We start from the raw sequence: 15,607 nt of genomic DNA, 5'->3' as shown, positions 1-15,607 counted from the left end.
GCGGGCGAGATTGTGCTTGTCATCTAAGGCGCAGATGGTCGGTCATGGTGATCACTTCGAACCAAGGCTTGAGCGCCACCGCAGTTGCCGGAACTGACGGGTAGGACGCCGAGCAATTTGGCTTGGCAACGCCCCGGCTCGCCCACTGCGACGAGCCTTGCACACTCCGAGACTATGCGACCGCCCAACATTCGAGCCGATCCTCGCCAAGGGCCTCTCCGACACCGCGCGCAGACCATCACGAAAGCGGTTCATGTTCTTGAGCGAAACGGGATAAGAGGCAGATCGATAAAGATTGGGTTGATAAGGCATGGGTCGCAGAAGAAGGGGCTTAACGTTGAAAGGTATTGGAGGGTTTTTCCACAACGATGACTTGAGAAACAATTCTGCCTCTGGTCGTCACCCAAAGTCGAGTTAAGCCCCAAAATAGTCCTTGACCGCTTTGAAGTGCGTGAGCTAACAGCTTCATAAGTAACGGCACGATTATGTAATTGAGAATATTGCTAATATTCTACTTTCCTTCAGCTACTGATGACAAAATGAGGAGAGAAAATGGTACTCTTTGGTTCGGTTCATCTTGGGATTGCATTTAAGACACATGCAAGGCTGCTTTCCCGCCGTAATCGAAGTGCCATTCTTCTTGTTTCGGTCGCGCTCGCTGGGACCTTTGTAGGGCATTCGGCGTTTGCAGGCGATGTGACGGCCTCCTCTCCGACCTTCCTCGGCACGTTGAGCGGCGGCGGTCCATCCGACGCTTTCTACATCAGCGCAGACGGCTCTGTTGTAGCGGGGGATGCAATCAACGCTAGTGGATATGAGCGTGCATTCCGCTGGACAAGCGCCACAGGTACCATGGCTGACCTTGGCACGCTCGGCGGCAACAACTCTTATACCCGCAGCCTAAGCGTCGATGGCTCCGTTGTCGTGGGCGAATCGACCACAAGTGGCAACCAACTTCGCGCCTTCCGCTGGACAAGCGCCACGGGCATGGTTGACCTCGGCACCCTCGGCGGCGCCCTTTCTTTTGCTCACGCCGTAAGCGCCGACGGCTCCGTAGTCGTGGGGCAAGCAAGCACAAGCGGCATTGGCAATGGTCACGCCTTCCGCTGGACCAGCGCCACGGGCATGACTGACCTCGGCACGCTCGGCGGCGGCGACTCTGTTGGCAACGCCGTAAGCGCCGATGGCTCCGTCGTCGTCGGCCAAGCGACCACAAGCAGCAACTATAATCACGCCTTCCGCTGGACAAGCGCAACAGGCACCATGGCCGACCTCGGCACGTTAGGCGGCAACTTCTCTTACGCCTACGCCGTCAATGCCGACGGCTCTGTCGTCGTGGGGCAGGCTGACACAAACAGCAGCGGCAATGGTCACGCGTTCCGTTGGACCAGCTCTACGAATATGCAGGATCTCGGCGTATTATCTGGCGGGACATTGTCCAGCGCTTATCTCGTCACTGCCGACGGCTCCATCGTGGTGGGTGGCTCCAATACAGTCGTCAATGGCGTGAGCGGTAGTCATGCATTCCGCTGGACCAGCGCCACGAACATGGTCGATCTCGGCACGCTCGGCGGCACCCTTTCCGCCGCCAATGCCATGAACTCCACTGGGGCCGTCGTCGTGGGCTTATCTACCACCAGCGGCAATTCCTGGCACGCCTTCCGCTGGACGAGTGCGACGGGCATGGCGGATCTCAACACCCTGCTGGCGAATGCCGGTGTCAACATGACCGGCATTACCTTGAGAGAGGCCAACGGCATATCCGCCAACGGACAGTACATTGTTGGCGGCGGAACGAACCCGACAAGCAACGGCAACATTCAGGCCTATATCGTGCGCTACGTCGATGCGACGGTTGCGCCTCCGACCAGCGGCGGCACGTCGGACCCAATCGCGGGCCTGACGACGCTGACATCGCTGCAATCCTCCGCCAATGAGCTTGGCAAGGAGCGCCAGACCGCCATGGGGCAGATGCATGGCTTCGCCGACCAGATGCTGCAGGAAGGCACCGCCTTTGGCACGCCGAGCAGCGTTTCGGCTTTCGGCTCGGTCGGCTCTGCTTCCGCCGGCCTATCCGGACATGCCGATCTCGAGCCGTTCGAAGTCATGGCCGGTCTCGGCTATGCATCCGAAGACTATCCCGGCGCCTCGATGGAAGGGGCTTTCATCGCCGCCGCCAAACTGCGCTATACGCATATGTTCGATGCGAGATATGGCATGTTCGGTGAAGTCGGCGGCTTCTATTCGCCCGACAGCGACTACCACTTCTCCCGGACCTATGCGAACGGCGCCGGCACGGCAATGGGAAGCGGCAAGGCCTCCGGTGAGCAGGCCTACGGCTTTGCCCGCATTGGTACGCTGATCAAGCTGACACCGGATGATCAGTTCGCACCGTCGTTCGAACTCGGTCGTCAGACTTTGCATACGAGCTCCTACAATGAAGTCCTGTCGTCGGTGAACCCGTTCGATGCAAGCATGCCGGCGTCCTCCGCGACGATGGACCTGTTCAAGCTGCGCGGCCAGTGGGTCCATGACTTCACGTCGAAGATCGAGGGATCGGTCTGGGGCGCATGGGCGCATGGCTTCAATTACCACGACGGATCGCAATTGAATGTCGGCGGCCTGGGAAGCCTGTCGCCGCAAACCTCCGGCAGTCTCGACTGGGCGGAATATGGTGTTCGCGTAGACTACAAGCTCACGGAGAAGATGAAGGTTGCTGCCTTCGTCAACGGCGTGGCCGGCGGGGATGTCGCCTCGCGCGCCCATGTCGGCCTCGATGTCGCCGTGCGGTTCTGAGGCGCTGCAACGGGCGATCAATCTCCAAGCTTCGGGCAGCAAGGATGCAAAAAACAGTAAAAATTGAGAAATTAAGTTGGGGGCAGCCCCGCGCCGCTCCTAACCCCGCGTTGGCGCGAAATTACCCCAACTAATTTCTGATGCCTTGCCAAATGGTTGTCACGGATATCAACTGAGTGAACATCGAGAGCCGATTCACATTCAGGCCGCTTGCCTGCCCCGGTGTCGGGGTAAGTAATGGCAAAGCATAGTAAAGTGGCTTTTCTCAGTATCGTTCACGCGAGCAGCGGCTACGCGGGAAAGAGTTGTTATCCGACGAGCTCTCGGATTTTGTAGGCGACCTCGGTACGGTTCGTCGCGTTCAGCTTCTTCATGATGTTGCGAATGTGCACTTTGACGGTGCTCTCGCAAAGATCCATCTCATAGGCGATGATCTTGTTTGCCTTGCCTCGCCGCAGCGCTTCGGCGACCACAACTTCTCGTGGTGTAAACAGGCCATCGAGGCAACGGTTTCTGCTGGCCATGGGAGTGATTGCCTCCTTGGCAGCCAGCAGGCTGCTTGCCGGCACAAAGACGCCGCCTGCGCGCGCAAGCGCTACAGCTTCCGCGGCAACCTTTATTCCGACGCTCGTCGGGATGTAGCCGCGYGCGCCGCATTCCAACGCATGCAGGAGTTGTGCAAGTTCATCACCATCGGCACCAACGATTACAGGGCTTGTCTGGAAGCGTTCGACCAAGGCRCAGATCTTGGCACTGACATCGGCGTCAGAAACCTTGCGTCCSCCGATCATGAWGAGAACGGCRGAYGGCAATACTTCCATATTGCGCATTTGCCATTCATCCAGCGAGCCAACCGTAACAATGTTCAGGGCGTTGTCGCATGCGGTCAAACTCTTCGATAGGCATTCGCGATCCAGCGCGCGGGAATCGATGAGCAGAATATAATCTTCCCACTCATCGATGCTGGTCTCGCCGGCCATGATGTCCGGCTTCAATGTGTCGGGTGTCCGAACTGAAGTGATGCGTGTGTCCGGTCCTCGTGCAAATATCTCACTCTTGAACGACTGTCCAATCATGGCCGCTACCTCTAATTTTAAATTTATCCCTCGTATTTTTTGCAACTACTTCAGTATTTTATCGGTCCAAAGAACATTTGACCCGCTTAAGTCGAAGTTTTCTATGGTTTTGCATGTCAGTTCCCGCTTTTTGAATTTATTTTATCGCACTGATTGCTCATTTTTCTCTTCGTCACATTAACATATGTTAACATTAAATTAAAATATTAAATAAAATTGCGCCCTTATTCTCCATTTACAATAGAGCCTTGGTATTTCTCAAATGATAGTTGTATCGAAGCGAGTGCGCGACGCGCACGGTCGAGGAAGGCAACAATACCGTTGCGCAACAACTGAAGACCCGCTTCATGCATGTCGCTAATCCAAATCGTCATACTGAAGGCTTGTTTGAAAACTTAGACGGATCACTCAGAATAGCGATCGTCAATCTCTTCAGTCAGTTGAAAAAGGAACTCGGACTACCGATCATCTACATCCCACGTTTGGATTTGTACCGGCAAAGCTTGTCCATGTCAGCGGCTACCAAGCAGACGGACATCGATCGAAGATAATTCGCAAATGTTTCACGCACGGTCTGCTCATGAGTTCATAAGATCTCGAAGGGCTCGCCCCAAGCGCGTGAATTGTGTATTTAGCTTTAGCGGAACGCCGAAGATGATCGAGGTCTTATCGCGGTGTAATGGGATGATCGACGAAAAAAAACTTGAAGAACGCCTGGTTGTGGTCGAAACGGCCAAATCCTGGAGTCCGCGCGTCCTGTCGCGGCTGGAGATGCTGCTGCGTTCGGGCACGGACGAGGCACTTTATCGCGTCAATCCGATTGAGTTCGCAAAAGAGAAATCAATTTCTGAGGCTGAAGGGATCGATCTTTTCCTCCATGCATGCGTGGCTGGACTGTTCGATATGGACTGGATGCTCGTTTGTCCGATGTGCTCCGACGTTGTCGAGAGCTTCCGGAGCCTGCGCAAACTGCATACGCATTTCCACTGCCACCTCTGTCAAAGCGATTACGACGCTGCGCTGGACGACTACATCACAGTGACATTTACGGTTTCGCCCGCCGTGCGCAGCATCCGCTTCCATAAGCCGGACGCGCTTTCGGCTTGGGACTACGTCTTTCATTACAAATTGACATCGGGCGGGATCATGCCCGATGGGGTGCCGTGGAGCGATGCTGCCAAACAGCTTGTAAGAGTGCTCACTCGTATAGAGCCAGGTTCTACTGCCAATCTTGAGGTTGATGCCGTCGAAGGCGCACTTATGGGTCAGGATTTCGAAAGCGACGCCCAATTTTTTTTCCCGGTCGAAAGTGGGACGGGTGTAACCCTACCCCATGTGCCGGTCGTACTCGACCGCGGCAAATGCGTGGCCGCCGCAGCAAACATCGTGCCCGGTAAAGTCGTGTTCGAAGTTCGCAACGATGGAAAGCTGCCGGTTGTATTCGGCATCCTGCAGCTTCCGACGGCAACGTCTCAGCGCCAGAAGCTCCACTTCGGGCCATCCTTATCCGGCAAGCGTCTGCTGACAACGCAAACTTTTCGCGACGTCTTCCGCTCGGAAGTGATCGGCGCCACCGAGGGCATTGCGGTTCTCGACGTGACCCTTGTGTTCACCGATCTCAAGGGCTCCACGGCGCTCTACGAGCGGATCGGCGACCTCAACGCCTACATTCAGGTACAGCGGCACTTCCAGCATCTGCTCGATGCCACTGTGCGGCACAATGGTGCCGTAACCAAGACGATCGGTGACGCCGTGATGGCGGCGTTTCTGACTTCCGCCGATGCGGTGCAGGCGGCGCTTGATATGCGCGAGGCCGTGGACCAGCTAAATCGGGACCGCCTGCAACGTGATTTCATCCTAAAAATTGGCGTGCATCGAGGTGCCGCGATCGCCGTTACGCTTAACGAGCGGCTCGACTATTTTGGTCAGACGGTGAATATCGCAGCACGGGTGCAAAACCTTGCCGATGGCGACGAGATTTGCATCACGGAAGAAGTTTACCGCGCGCCGGCTGTGGCGGAAATTATTGCGCCGTACCCAGTGGCAAAAAGTGAGGCCGAACTCAAAGGCGTCAGCAAGGCCATGTCGGTCTATCATATAGCCCCGATGAAGCCTTAGTTTGTGAATCGGCATGGAGCCCGACGCGCTAACGAATGCGCATTCACAAAATAGACAGCCGATGGAAATGGCCATCCTTGTGCTGCTCGACCACCAGGGTGGCCGTGAGCGGATATAGCCTAGATTGAGCAGGCGGGATCTGAAAAATTGAATTTGCAATTTATACGCTCATTAATTGTAAAATACGCTATTTCTAAATTAGATCTTGCCATCATAAAAAAACTGTCGCAATCATTGGTTAAGGTCCAGAAATGGCGATAGCCATCCCATGCGCAGCTTAATATATCGATGATATGCCTGACAGGACCGCGGTCTTACCAGGGCCTTTAATACAATCCTACATCGCAAGAATTTGTTAAGCAGCTTGTATCGCAATAGATCACGAGAAGGCGCACACTCATGGATACCTTGCCGGTAAAGATGACGCTTGGAATTCAGCCAACTGGTTGGACAAACGACGATTTTCAAGAAATTGGCAATGACATTCCGTATCAAACCATCCTGGAGCAGACAAAAGAGGCAGGCTTCGACGGCGGCAGTACCGGGCACAATTACCCGACCCATGCTCCGTCACTATCGAAAGCCATGCAGCTATCCAACCTTAAGATCGCCGCGACATGGGATGGAACGACATTCACCACCGGTATCGAAATCGAAGAGGCATTTTCGGCATTCCAAGCTCAAGTAGCGTTTTTGAAGTCGGTTGGCGCGCAGGACGTCGTCGTCGCCGAGCTTGCCAATGCCGTCAATCAGGTCCGAACCAAATCTGTGTTGACGGACCGCCCCATTTTCAATGAACCACAGTGGTATCTGCTGACCAGCCTCCTGGATAGAGCGGGTAAGTATGCCCATGAACAAGGCATGCAACTAAGCTATCACCCGCATGTGGGAACGGGAGTTATGACGATCAAGGAAACCATCCGGCTGATGGAATCAACCAATCCCATCTATGTGGGGCTTTGCTTGGATACAGGTCATCTGCACTATGGCGGCGCAGTCAACTACAAGGACTATGGGGACGCTCAAGACTATCGGAGGGCCAGCCAGAGCGAAATCGAGGATTTAACCGAGAGATATGCGAGCCGTATCAAACACGTTCACCTGAAGAACGTGCGCCGGAATGTCCTTCCGCTTGCCGTGGACAACAAGTTTAGTTTTTACCAGGCGATCATGCAGGGCATCTTTACTGTCCCAGGCGATCCGGACGGGGATTTGGACCTACGTCCCATTCTCAGGATCCTAAAGGGTGCAGGTTATAATCGGTGGATGATCATCGAAGCAGAGCAGGATCCGACAAAGGCTAATCCGCTTCAGTGCGCAAAAACAGCGCGAGCCTTTCTGCGCGAAGAGCTGGGGTGGTAAAATGACCGTGGCATCCAATCGAGAGATCTATTTCAGCTTCTTTATGTTCACGGCCGATTTGCGACCGGACGACACCGATTATACGCAGGTTCTCGTCAAGCATCTCAAGGCCCTTACCGAAATGGGCTACAGAGGCTTTGACCTGCATATCGCCGCCGGGCCTGCGGGCATCAACCATGAGCTTGAGGTCGACAGCTATGTCCGCCTGAAGAAGGCGTTCGATAAGGCCGGTTTGGAGGGCGCGAAGTTCACAACCAATGTTGGGACCACGCGAACCTTCGATCCGACGTCACCTTACGAAGAGCAGCGCAAGCAGGCTCTCTCCTACCTCAAGTCGCGTGTCGACATCACATCGGCGCTAGGTGGAGGGGATTCGATCATGTCCGGGCCGTTCCTCTATCCCTACGGGGTCTTTCCGCTTACCGACGCTGGTGAGCCGATCTGGAGTGATGCCCTTCAGGATTGGATGACGCCGCGATATCTGGCTGCGCGCTCCGTCTTTCAGGACCTGACTGAGTACGCCTCCAGAAAAGGCGTGAAGCTCGCCATCGAGCCGGTCAAGAGTTGGGAAACTCCTCCACCGAATATGGTTTCGGAGGCGCTGGATTTCCTCGAAACTCTTGAGGCGCCACTGTGTGGAGTAACGATCGATACCGCTCAAGTTCTGATGGAAAGCCAGGGTCCTCAAATTTTCAAAGAAAATGTAGCCCGGGCAGTGCGGCAGAACCGGCTATATTATGTCCATGTCTCCGCGCCCGACCGCGGCGCGATAAAGGACAGCTGGATCCCCTGGGATATTATGTTGGGCGAGATTGAGCCGGTTTACCGCGGACCTTACCTGGTCGAAGTATTTAACGCGATTCCACCCTTCGACAGCTCGATGAGGATGGCGCGTCGGCGCTTCTGGCGGCCGGGCGAAGACAAGCCTGAACCGGACCGCGACAGTGCCTATGAGGTTGCCAGCGCTGCACTGGCGACGCTGGAAGAGCAGCTCGCTTCTTCTACCCGTTTTCGATCTCATCCGTCGCATCGACCTGCCACATACGCTGGCGATAGTTGATGGGCACGGAATACTGCATCCTCCCAGAACGACTCATCTGGGATAGCGCGTGAAAAGGCGACGGTCTCGTCCGTAACCTTTGGGATAATTCTACGGCCGAGCGAGTGGGTTCGAACCCACACCAACATGAACGATAAAGCGCCCCAAGTGTCCATTGAATCATGGAGATTCCTATGGTGACTCAACTATCGGCTCCCATAATAATCGCAAAACGGATGGGTGACGTCCGTATCCACACTTTCATTTCGTCTTTTGCGCATGATAATATTGCGAATGCTACTCATATTATTGAAAGTAAAAACAAGCTCGTTCTTGTCGACGGGCAATTTCTGGTTCCCTATGCAAAGCAATTCAGAGCCTATGCGGACAGTCTCGGGAAACCGATAGACAGAGTGTATCTTTCGCACAGGCACCCCGATCATTGGTTTGGATTGGCAGCCGCATTCAGCGATGTTGCCATATATGCACTGCCCGAAACGATTGGCTTTCTTAGGTCGCATGGCGAGGATTCGCTAAACGACCACTGGAAAATGGGAGATCTCGCCCCAAAGAATATAATTATACCAGAGAAGAGCGTTTCACCTGGAGAGGAAATTATAGACGGCGTAAAATATGCCTTCAAAAAGATAACAGATACAGAAATAGATTTCCTTCTTGCCATTGGACTTCCAGACATGCGAATTTATATTGTGCAAGATTTAATTTATAGCGGAACACATCTTTATCTAACGAAATATATGAATAATTGGATTCGAATCCTAGAAGACATGCTGGTCTCGGATTACGAATTTTTCATGCCAGGCCACGGTTTTCCGGCTGATAAAAGCGAGGTGGCCAGAAATATCGAATACCTCTCCGCAGGCATGCAGGCAGTCGGCGATGGATTAGCAAACGACGCCTTTAAAGATTTCATGCTCCAAAGATACCCCGAACGTAAGTGTCCGGGAATATTCGACATATACGTGCCTCGGCTGTTCGACGGCGCGAGCGAGTTTTAATGCCCTTGTCACTTGCAGTTAACAACGGAACTTCAAGCCATGGTCAGCAAATATACCGTAGGACAATATCTGGTCGACAGGCTTCTTGAGCTCGATCTGGGGCATCTGTTCTCTATCGCGGGTGACTATTCGATAGACTGGGTGAACAACTATGTCGAACCAAGTCACATCCAGGTCATAGAAGAAGTCAACGAACTCAATGCAGGCTATGCCGCGGACGGATATGCCAGGCTGAAAGGAATTGGTGCACTCTGTGTCACCTATTCGGCCGGCGCATTGTCTGCGGTGAATGCCATTGCAGGCGCCTATGTAGAGAAAGTGCCGGTCGTCCTGATCAATGGGACACCGAGCATACAAAAAACGCTTACATTCGAGCAGACCGGTTTCAGCTCTCACCACTTCATCAGCGGGCGAGAAACCGATCTTCAGGTTTTCGAATATATAACGACCGCAGCCGTCAGAATTGACAGCCCCGACCTTGCCCCGATGCTCATAGACTATGCATTAACGCAGTGCATAACGGAAATGCGCCCGGTTTATATCGAGCTTCTTGAGGATATAGTCGACCTGGAATGTGACCGTCCGGCAAAGGCTCTAAAGGCGGCTCGGATTTTCTCAAACTCGGAAAGTTTGCGTCAGTCGATCAATCAAATCAACGAAAGATTGGAAAACGCTGCCAAACCCCTCATCTGGATCGGCGTGGAGATTGACCGATTTGGCCTGCGCGAAAAAGCGGAAGACCTGCTTCGGCAACTAAAAATCCCATATGTTACGGAGCTATTGAGCAAAGCTGTCTTGTCCGAAGATGATGCGCTGTTTGCCGGCGTATTTGACGGCCGATCGTCGGCAGCGTCCGTCCAGGAACTGGTGACGGGTTCCGATTTCATATTGGCTTTGGGCGTTTGGCTGACGGACATCAACGCGCTGGGCTGGCCTACCGATTTCGAGCATACCGCATTTGCTTCGCTGGATACCGTTAAATATGGCACATATTTCAGCGCACAGGTTTCTTTGGCGGACTTGATAGACGGTCTGCTCGAGAAAGGGGCTACGCGCGAGACGCGATATTTTTCGCGCAGCCCAGTTCAAGAAGCGCCTGAGGTAAATTTGACAGACGAAATTTCATACCAGGGCTTCTACGAGTTTATTCCCGAATTTATAGGAAAGGATACCATCGTCGGCAGCGATGCGAGCATGAACTATTTCGGAAGCCTGTTGCTTAAAGTTCCGACCCCCAGAAGTTTTATCTCGCAATCATCCTACTCGGCCATAGGCTATATCGGCCCGGCTGCAACGGGAGTCTGCCTGGCGAAGGAAAGCCATCAGCGGGTCATGGTCTTTGCGGGCGACGGCGGATTTCAGATGACCGCCCAATGCCTCTCGACGCAAACCCGCTTCGAACTCAACCCGATAATTTTCGTGATCGACAATGGCATCTACGGTGTGGAGCAATGGCTCGCCGATACCGCGGCTTTCCGTAAGGAGAAGCCGTTTTACAAATCATGCCTCCTGCACCGGTGGAATTACAGCAAGCTGGCAGACGTCTTCGGTTGCCAGGGGTGGAAAGTTCACATCTATGGCGAGCTGAAGGATGCCGTGCTGGGTGCATTATCGAACTCGAACAGTCCATCGATTATTCAGGTTGTCGTGCCCAGCACGTCGATCCCTGACAATGCGACCTGGAAAAAATCATAGCAAGAGATTGCGCAACGGCTTCGAAACGGCCGGCGCTGCCCAATGCCTATTCTTCCGTCACCTAGAATGGCCCACGAATTTGTGGCCGTAAACCGAACGCGAGAAAACCATGGCAACTCTGCTTACCGACAATCCCGCCCCCGGCGGTCCCGGAGCCACCGCCATGTGGACCCGAGCCGACAAAGACGCCGTCGGAACCGCCTATTCTTCAGCTAGCCAAATCTGGTTTACCGTTGTTGGCGGCATCGTCACCGAAATCTACTTTCCCGACGTTGACACGCCTCAGATCCGCGACTTTCAGTTGATGTTCACTGACGGCGTCAGTTTTTTCCACGATGCCCAACGGGACTTCACCCACACCTGCGAGCCCATCGATGCGCGTGCGCCGGCCTATCGGCTGACCAGCACCGCCATAGGGCAGCCGTACACCGTGATTCAGGATATTATAGCGTCTGCGGACTCGTCTTGTCTTCTCGTCCGCACCCGGTTGGTGAGCGACCACCCGGACCTGCTCAGCCGGCTTAAGGTCTATGCACTGCTGGCACCGCACCTCCAAGGCCAGGGCGAGGATAACTCTGGCTATGTTGCCGTCACGACCGACGGCAAGAAGCTCGTTGCCCGGCACGCCGATTACTGGCTCGCACTCAATGCGAATTGCGGCCTCGGTCACACCAGCTGCGGCTTCGTCGGTGTCAACGACGGCTGGACGGATATCATCGGCAACCGGCGCCTGCCGATCTGGGGCTACAACTGCGCTCAGAACGGAAACATTGCCCTGACCGCGGAGATCACGCGGGGTACCAACACGGAATTCGTGCTTGGGCTCGGCTTCTGCCAGAACCGCGAAGGCATGTCTTCGCAGCCGAATCCGGCCATGGTCCTGGTCCGCGAAGCATTGAGCTATCCCTTCGATCAGGAGTCGCCCCGCGGCCAGCTGCAGACCTATATCAACGATTGGGTCGAAGCGCGCTCTGCGGCTCCCGGGTTTCAGCCTGTCCTGAAAACGACCGGCGATAATGATCGCCTGTTCAATATGAGCCATAATATTCTCATCGCTCACGAAGATAAGAATTCGCTCGGCGCGCTGGTTGCTTCCCTCAGCATCCCTTGGGGCTACAGCAATCAAGACGGCAATTCCGGCTATCACCTCGTCTGGCCGCGCGACATGTGCCAAAGCGCCACCGCGCTGCTCGCTGCAGGTGAGAAAGATCTGCCGCTGCGCGCGTTGATGTTCCTCGCCACGAACCAATCACCCGACGGCGGATTCCACCAGAACTTCTACATCAACGGCGTTCCCTATTGGGACGGCACGCAGCTCGATGAGATCTCCTACCCGATTATCCTAGCCTATCACCTGAGCCAGGAGGGCGCTCTTCAGAACTACAATCCAAAGCGCATGGTACTGGCCGCCGCGGGAGCCCTGATCGCCAACGGGCCAATGACGCAGGAAGAACGTTGGGAAGAGAACGAAGGCTATTCACCCTCCACCTTGGCCTCCAACATTGCCGGCCTCATCTGCGCCGCCGATCTCGCGGAACATAGCTGGGGTGATCCCGCAACCGCCCAGTTTCTGCGAGAACACGCCGACTTCCTCGAATCCCACTTGGAAACTTGGTGTGTCACCACTGAGGGCAGTCTCGTCGCCGGGATCACGGAATATTATATCCGCATTCTCCCTACACAGGTGAAATCGGTCGGCAACAACCGCAACCCTTCGCTGCCGGAGGACCCCAACGCGGCCACCGTTTATCTCAAGAACATCCCTCAGGGAGGGGCGTTTCCCGCCCGAGACGTCGTCGATGGTGGCTTCCAGGAGCTCGTCCGCCTCGGCATCCGTTCCGCTGACGACCCCATCATCAAGAATACGATCAACGTCATCGATGCCGTCCTCAAGGATGATCTGCCGAACGGCCCCTGCTACCGCCGCTACAACCACGATGGCTACGGACAAGGTGACCAGGGTCAGGCCTTTGGTCCGCAAGGCGTCGGTCGGCCTTGGCCCTTGCTCACGGGAGAACGCGCCCATTATGAAGTCGCCGCCGGACGGGATGCGAAGCCTTATATTCGCTATCTGGAGGCGTTTGCCGGCACACGCGGCTTGCTCGCGGAACAGCTTTGGAATGCCCCCGACCTGCTCAATATTTATCCTCCGCTCATAAAGGGCGGCCCGACCGGATCCGCCATGCCTCTGGCTTGGGCCCATGCCGAGTATATCAAACTTGTCCGCTCTGTCTCCGACGGCCGGGTCTACGACCGACTCGATATCGTCGCCGACCGCTATCAAAAACCGCACCCCAAGAGTTTGCTCGAGGTGTGGAATTTCGATCGCCAATTCCTGTCGATGAAGGCCGGCAAGACGGTCCGAATTCCCATGACGACACCGTTCCGTCTCCGTTGGACCGATGATGGCTGGAACAGCTGGCAGGATATCACCACCACGGACACCGCCGTCGGCATCCACTATGTCGACCTGCCTACGCAAGTTGCTCAGGCAGGCTCATCGCTCACCTTCACCTTCTTCTGGCTCTCCAGCCAAACCTGGCAGGGGAGCAACTTCTCAATCGATCTTCACCCCTGAAACACGCGGCGAGCCCATGTCCAAGCACATGTCAGATGCAGAACATCACAGTGCGCCCCTGGCGCCCACCATTGCCGCGGAAGAAGCCGCTGCAAAGAGTTACGATGCCGTCATCGTCGGCGCCGGCATTTCCGGCGCCATCCTGGCGCACGAGCTCACAAGCAAGGGATATCGCGTCCTTATCCTGGAGGCAGGGCTCGGGCGCGATCTTTCGCAGGACGGCTATCAACGGTACCTGAAAACGTTCTATTCCAACCCAAACAAGGACAATAACGCACCCTTTCCGCGCAATCCCAATGCCGAAATGCCCCGTGGTCCCGACCTGCGGAAGCTCGCTCCCGGAGAAACAAATACCGAAGCCTATTGGGTGCAATCCGGCCCTTATGTCAGCGATTCGGTTTACACGCGCGTGCTCGGCGGTACCACAGTCCACTGGGAGGCCAAGGCCATTCGCATGCTGCGGGAGGACTTCAGGCTGAAAAGCAATTTTGGCCAAGGCCTCGACTGGCCGATCGGCCTCGACGATTTGATGCCCTTCTACGACAAGGCGGAGTTCGTCCTCGGTGTCTCTGGTGATGCCGCGGCCCAGAGAAAGGTTGGTGTGGAGTATAGCAGCGACGACTACGTCTACCCGATGGTCGAGCTGCAAGCGAGCTATCTGGATCAGATCGTCGCCAATGGCCTCAAGGGCATGCAGGCGCAGATCGACGGCGAAAAGATCAACATCGATTGGATTACCTTTCCTCAGGCGAAAAATGCCGATCCCAATCCCGGCTACGCCAAATGGAACGGCGGCCGCCCTTATCAACCGGTGGGCGCCATCAGCATGCACCAGAACCAGGAAGGGGAACGGTGTCAGGGCAACACCAACTGCGTGCCGCTCTGTCCCGTCCAGGCGCGATTTGATGCGCGCAAGGTCCTGATCAAGGCAATCAAGACCGGGCGGGCCGAGCTCGTCAACCAGGCTGTGGCGAGCCGCGTCTTCATTCATCCGGAAACGGGAGCGGTGACGGAGATCGAAGTCAAGCGCTACGAGGATCGCAAATCCGCCAATTACAAGAGCTATCGAGTACGGGGCAAGATCTTCATCCTTGCAGCGAATGCCGTCGAGAATGCTCGGCTTATGCTCGCCTCCGCGGTTCAGAACGGACAAGCCGTCAACGATCTTATGGGCCGCCATCTCATGGACCATCCATACCTGCTGTGCTGGGGTCTCCTCCCGGTCGACGCCGGTGTCGGGCGCGGCCCCTCCTGCACCTCCGGACTTTGCAATTTCCGCGGCGGCAATTTTCGCCGGAAATTCGCTTCCTTCGCCGCCGATATCCACAATGATGGCTGGGGTTGGGCGACCGGTTCCCCCGGCGCCGATCTCACGGAGTTCGTCGACGCTCGGAACCTTCACGGCCGGGCTCTCCGCAAAGAGCTTACCGAGCGCCTTTCCCGGCAGCTATTGCTCGCCTACATGATCGAAATGCCGGCCGATCCAGAAAGCCGTGTCACGGTCGACGAGCAATACATCGATCGATTGGGCAACATGCGGCCCGTCGTTAGTTTCAAGCTCTCGGACTATAGCATGGCTACCGCCGAGTTCGCGCGTGGGCTTTCGAAGGAGATCTTCCAGAAACTGGGCGCGCAAGATTACACCCAGTACAATAGTTCGGATTACGGCTACGTCACCTACAACGGCAATGGTTACGCCATCCGGGGCGGCAACCATCTCTCGGGCACGCACGTCATGGGCACCTCGAGCAGCAACTCTGTCGTCGATGTCGATCAAAAGTCTTGGGATCACCGAAACCTCTACATCATCGGCCCGGGTAGCATGCCTTCGATCGGATCTTCCAATACCACTCTCACGACGGCGGCGCTGTGTCTCAAAACGTCTGAAGCGGCCCTCAAACACCTGACATATCTGTGATCAATC

The 15,607-nt window shown here is 55.4% G+C and carries 9 protein-coding genes; 8 read left to right on the top strand and 1 reads right to left on the bottom strand.

The annotated features are described in order from the left end of the window. Nucleotides 1-552 precede the first annotated feature (552 nt). The gene (locus QD409_RS02465; protein ID WP_430761844.1) at nt 553-2,796 is read left to right on the top strand and encodes a hypothetical protein; all 2,244 of its coding nucleotides are present in this window, start codon (nt 553-555) and stop codon (nt 2,794-2,796) included. A 308-nt stretch (nt 2,797-3,104) separates the two neighbouring features. On the opposite strand, the gene QD409_RS02460 is transcribed toward QD409_RS02465, so the two are convergent. Beyond that, the gene (locus QD409_RS02460) at nt 3,105-3,872 is read right to left on the bottom strand and encodes a LuxR C-terminal-related transcriptional regulator (RefSeq protein WP_430761880.1); all 768 of its coding nucleotides are present in this window, start codon (nt 3,870-3,872) and stop codon (nt 3,105-3,107) included. A 684-nt stretch (nt 3,873-4,556) separates the two neighbouring features. On the opposite strand from QD409_RS02460, the gene QD409_RS02455 reads away from it, so the two are divergent. The 7 genes from QD409_RS02455 to QD409_RS02425 all read left to right on the top strand — a co-directional run bounded on the left by QD409_RS02455 (nt 4,557) and on the right by QD409_RS02425 (nt 15,601). Further along, entirely contained in the window at nt 4,557-5,990 is a 1,434-nt protein-coding gene (locus tag QD409_RS02455; protein WP_430761843.1) for a DUF5939 domain-containing protein, read from the top strand. A 399-nt stretch (nt 5,991-6,389) separates the two neighbouring features. Continuing rightward, nucleotides 6,390-7,352: a TIM barrel protein gene (locus QD409_RS02450; protein WP_430761842.1), complete on the top strand. Its 963-nt coding sequence runs from the start codon at nt 6,390-6,392 to the stop codon at nt 7,350-7,352. Between the two features lies 1 nt (nt 7,353). Beyond that, the gene (locus QD409_RS02445; protein ID WP_430761841.1) at nt 7,354-8,412 is read left to right on the top strand and encodes a sugar phosphate isomerase/epimerase family protein; all 1,059 of its coding nucleotides are present in this window, start codon (nt 7,354-7,356) and stop codon (nt 8,410-8,412) included. Nucleotides 8,413-8,585: 173 nt separating this feature from the next. Beyond that, nucleotides 8,586-9,410, top strand: coding sequence for an MBL fold metallo-hydrolase (locus QD409_RS02440; RefSeq protein WP_430761840.1), 825 nt, complete (start codon nt 8,586-8,588; stop codon nt 9,408-9,410). A 39-nt stretch (nt 9,411-9,449) separates the two neighbouring features. Then, nucleotides 9,450-11,105 (top strand): alpha-keto acid decarboxylase family protein, encoded by a 1,656-nt coding sequence (locus tag QD409_RS02435; RefSeq protein ID WP_430761839.1) that lies wholly within the window; start codon nt 9,450-9,452, stop codon nt 11,103-11,105. A gap of 109 nt (nt 11,106-11,214) precedes the next feature. Continuing rightward, nucleotides 11,215-13,683 (top strand): glycoside hydrolase family 15 protein, encoded by a 2,469-nt coding sequence (locus QD409_RS02430; RefSeq protein WP_430761838.1) that lies wholly within the window; start codon nt 11,215-11,217, stop codon nt 13,681-13,683. A gap of 16 nt (nt 13,684-13,699) precedes the next feature. After that, nucleotides 13,700-15,601 carry a GMC family oxidoreductase gene (locus tag QD409_RS02425; protein ID WP_430761837.1) on the top strand — a complete coding sequence of 634 codons (1,902 nt, stop codon included), beginning with the start codon at nt 13,700-13,702 and terminating at the stop codon, nt 15,599-15,601. The last annotated feature ends 6 nt before the right edge of the window (nt 15,602-15,607 follow it).

Origin of the sequence: Rhizobium sp. BR 315 (assembly GCF_050577975.1) — a bacterium.
In the GTDB taxonomy this organism is placed as follows: domain Bacteria; phylum Pseudomonadota; class Alphaproteobacteria; order Rhizobiales; family Rhizobiaceae; genus Rhizobium; species Rhizobium miluonense.
The sequence above is the reverse complement of the archived record's forward strand: the minus strand, read 5'-3'. Positions and strand labels throughout refer to the sequence as shown.

Coding starts and splice junctions, on each gene's coding strand:
- QD409_RS02465 (WP_430761844.1), top strand. CDS start 553: ATGGTACTCTTTGGTTCGGTTCATCTTGGGATTGCATTTAAGACACAT.
- QD409_RS02455 (WP_430761843.1), top strand. CDS start 4,557: ATGATCGACGAAAAAAAACTTGAAGAACGCCTGGTTGTGGTCGAAACG.
- QD409_RS02450 (WP_430761842.1), top strand. CDS start 6,390: ATGGATACCTTGCCGGTAAAGATGACGCTTGGAATTCAGCCAACTGGT.
- QD409_RS02445 (WP_430761841.1), top strand. CDS start 7,354: ATGACCGTGGCATCCAATCGAGAGATCTATTTCAGCTTCTTTATGTTC.
- QD409_RS02440 (WP_430761840.1), top strand. CDS start 8,586: ATGGTGACTCAACTATCGGCTCCCATAATAATCGCAAAACGGATGGGT.
- QD409_RS02435 (WP_430761839.1), top strand. CDS start 9,450: ATGGTCAGCAAATATACCGTAGGACAATATCTGGTCGACAGGCTTCTT.
- QD409_RS02430 (WP_430761838.1), top strand. CDS start 11,215: ATGGCAACTCTGCTTACCGACAATCCCGCCCCCGGCGGTCCCGGAGCC.
- QD409_RS02425 (WP_430761837.1), top strand. CDS start 13,700: ATGTCCAAGCACATGTCAGATGCAGAACATCACAGTGCGCCCCTGGCG.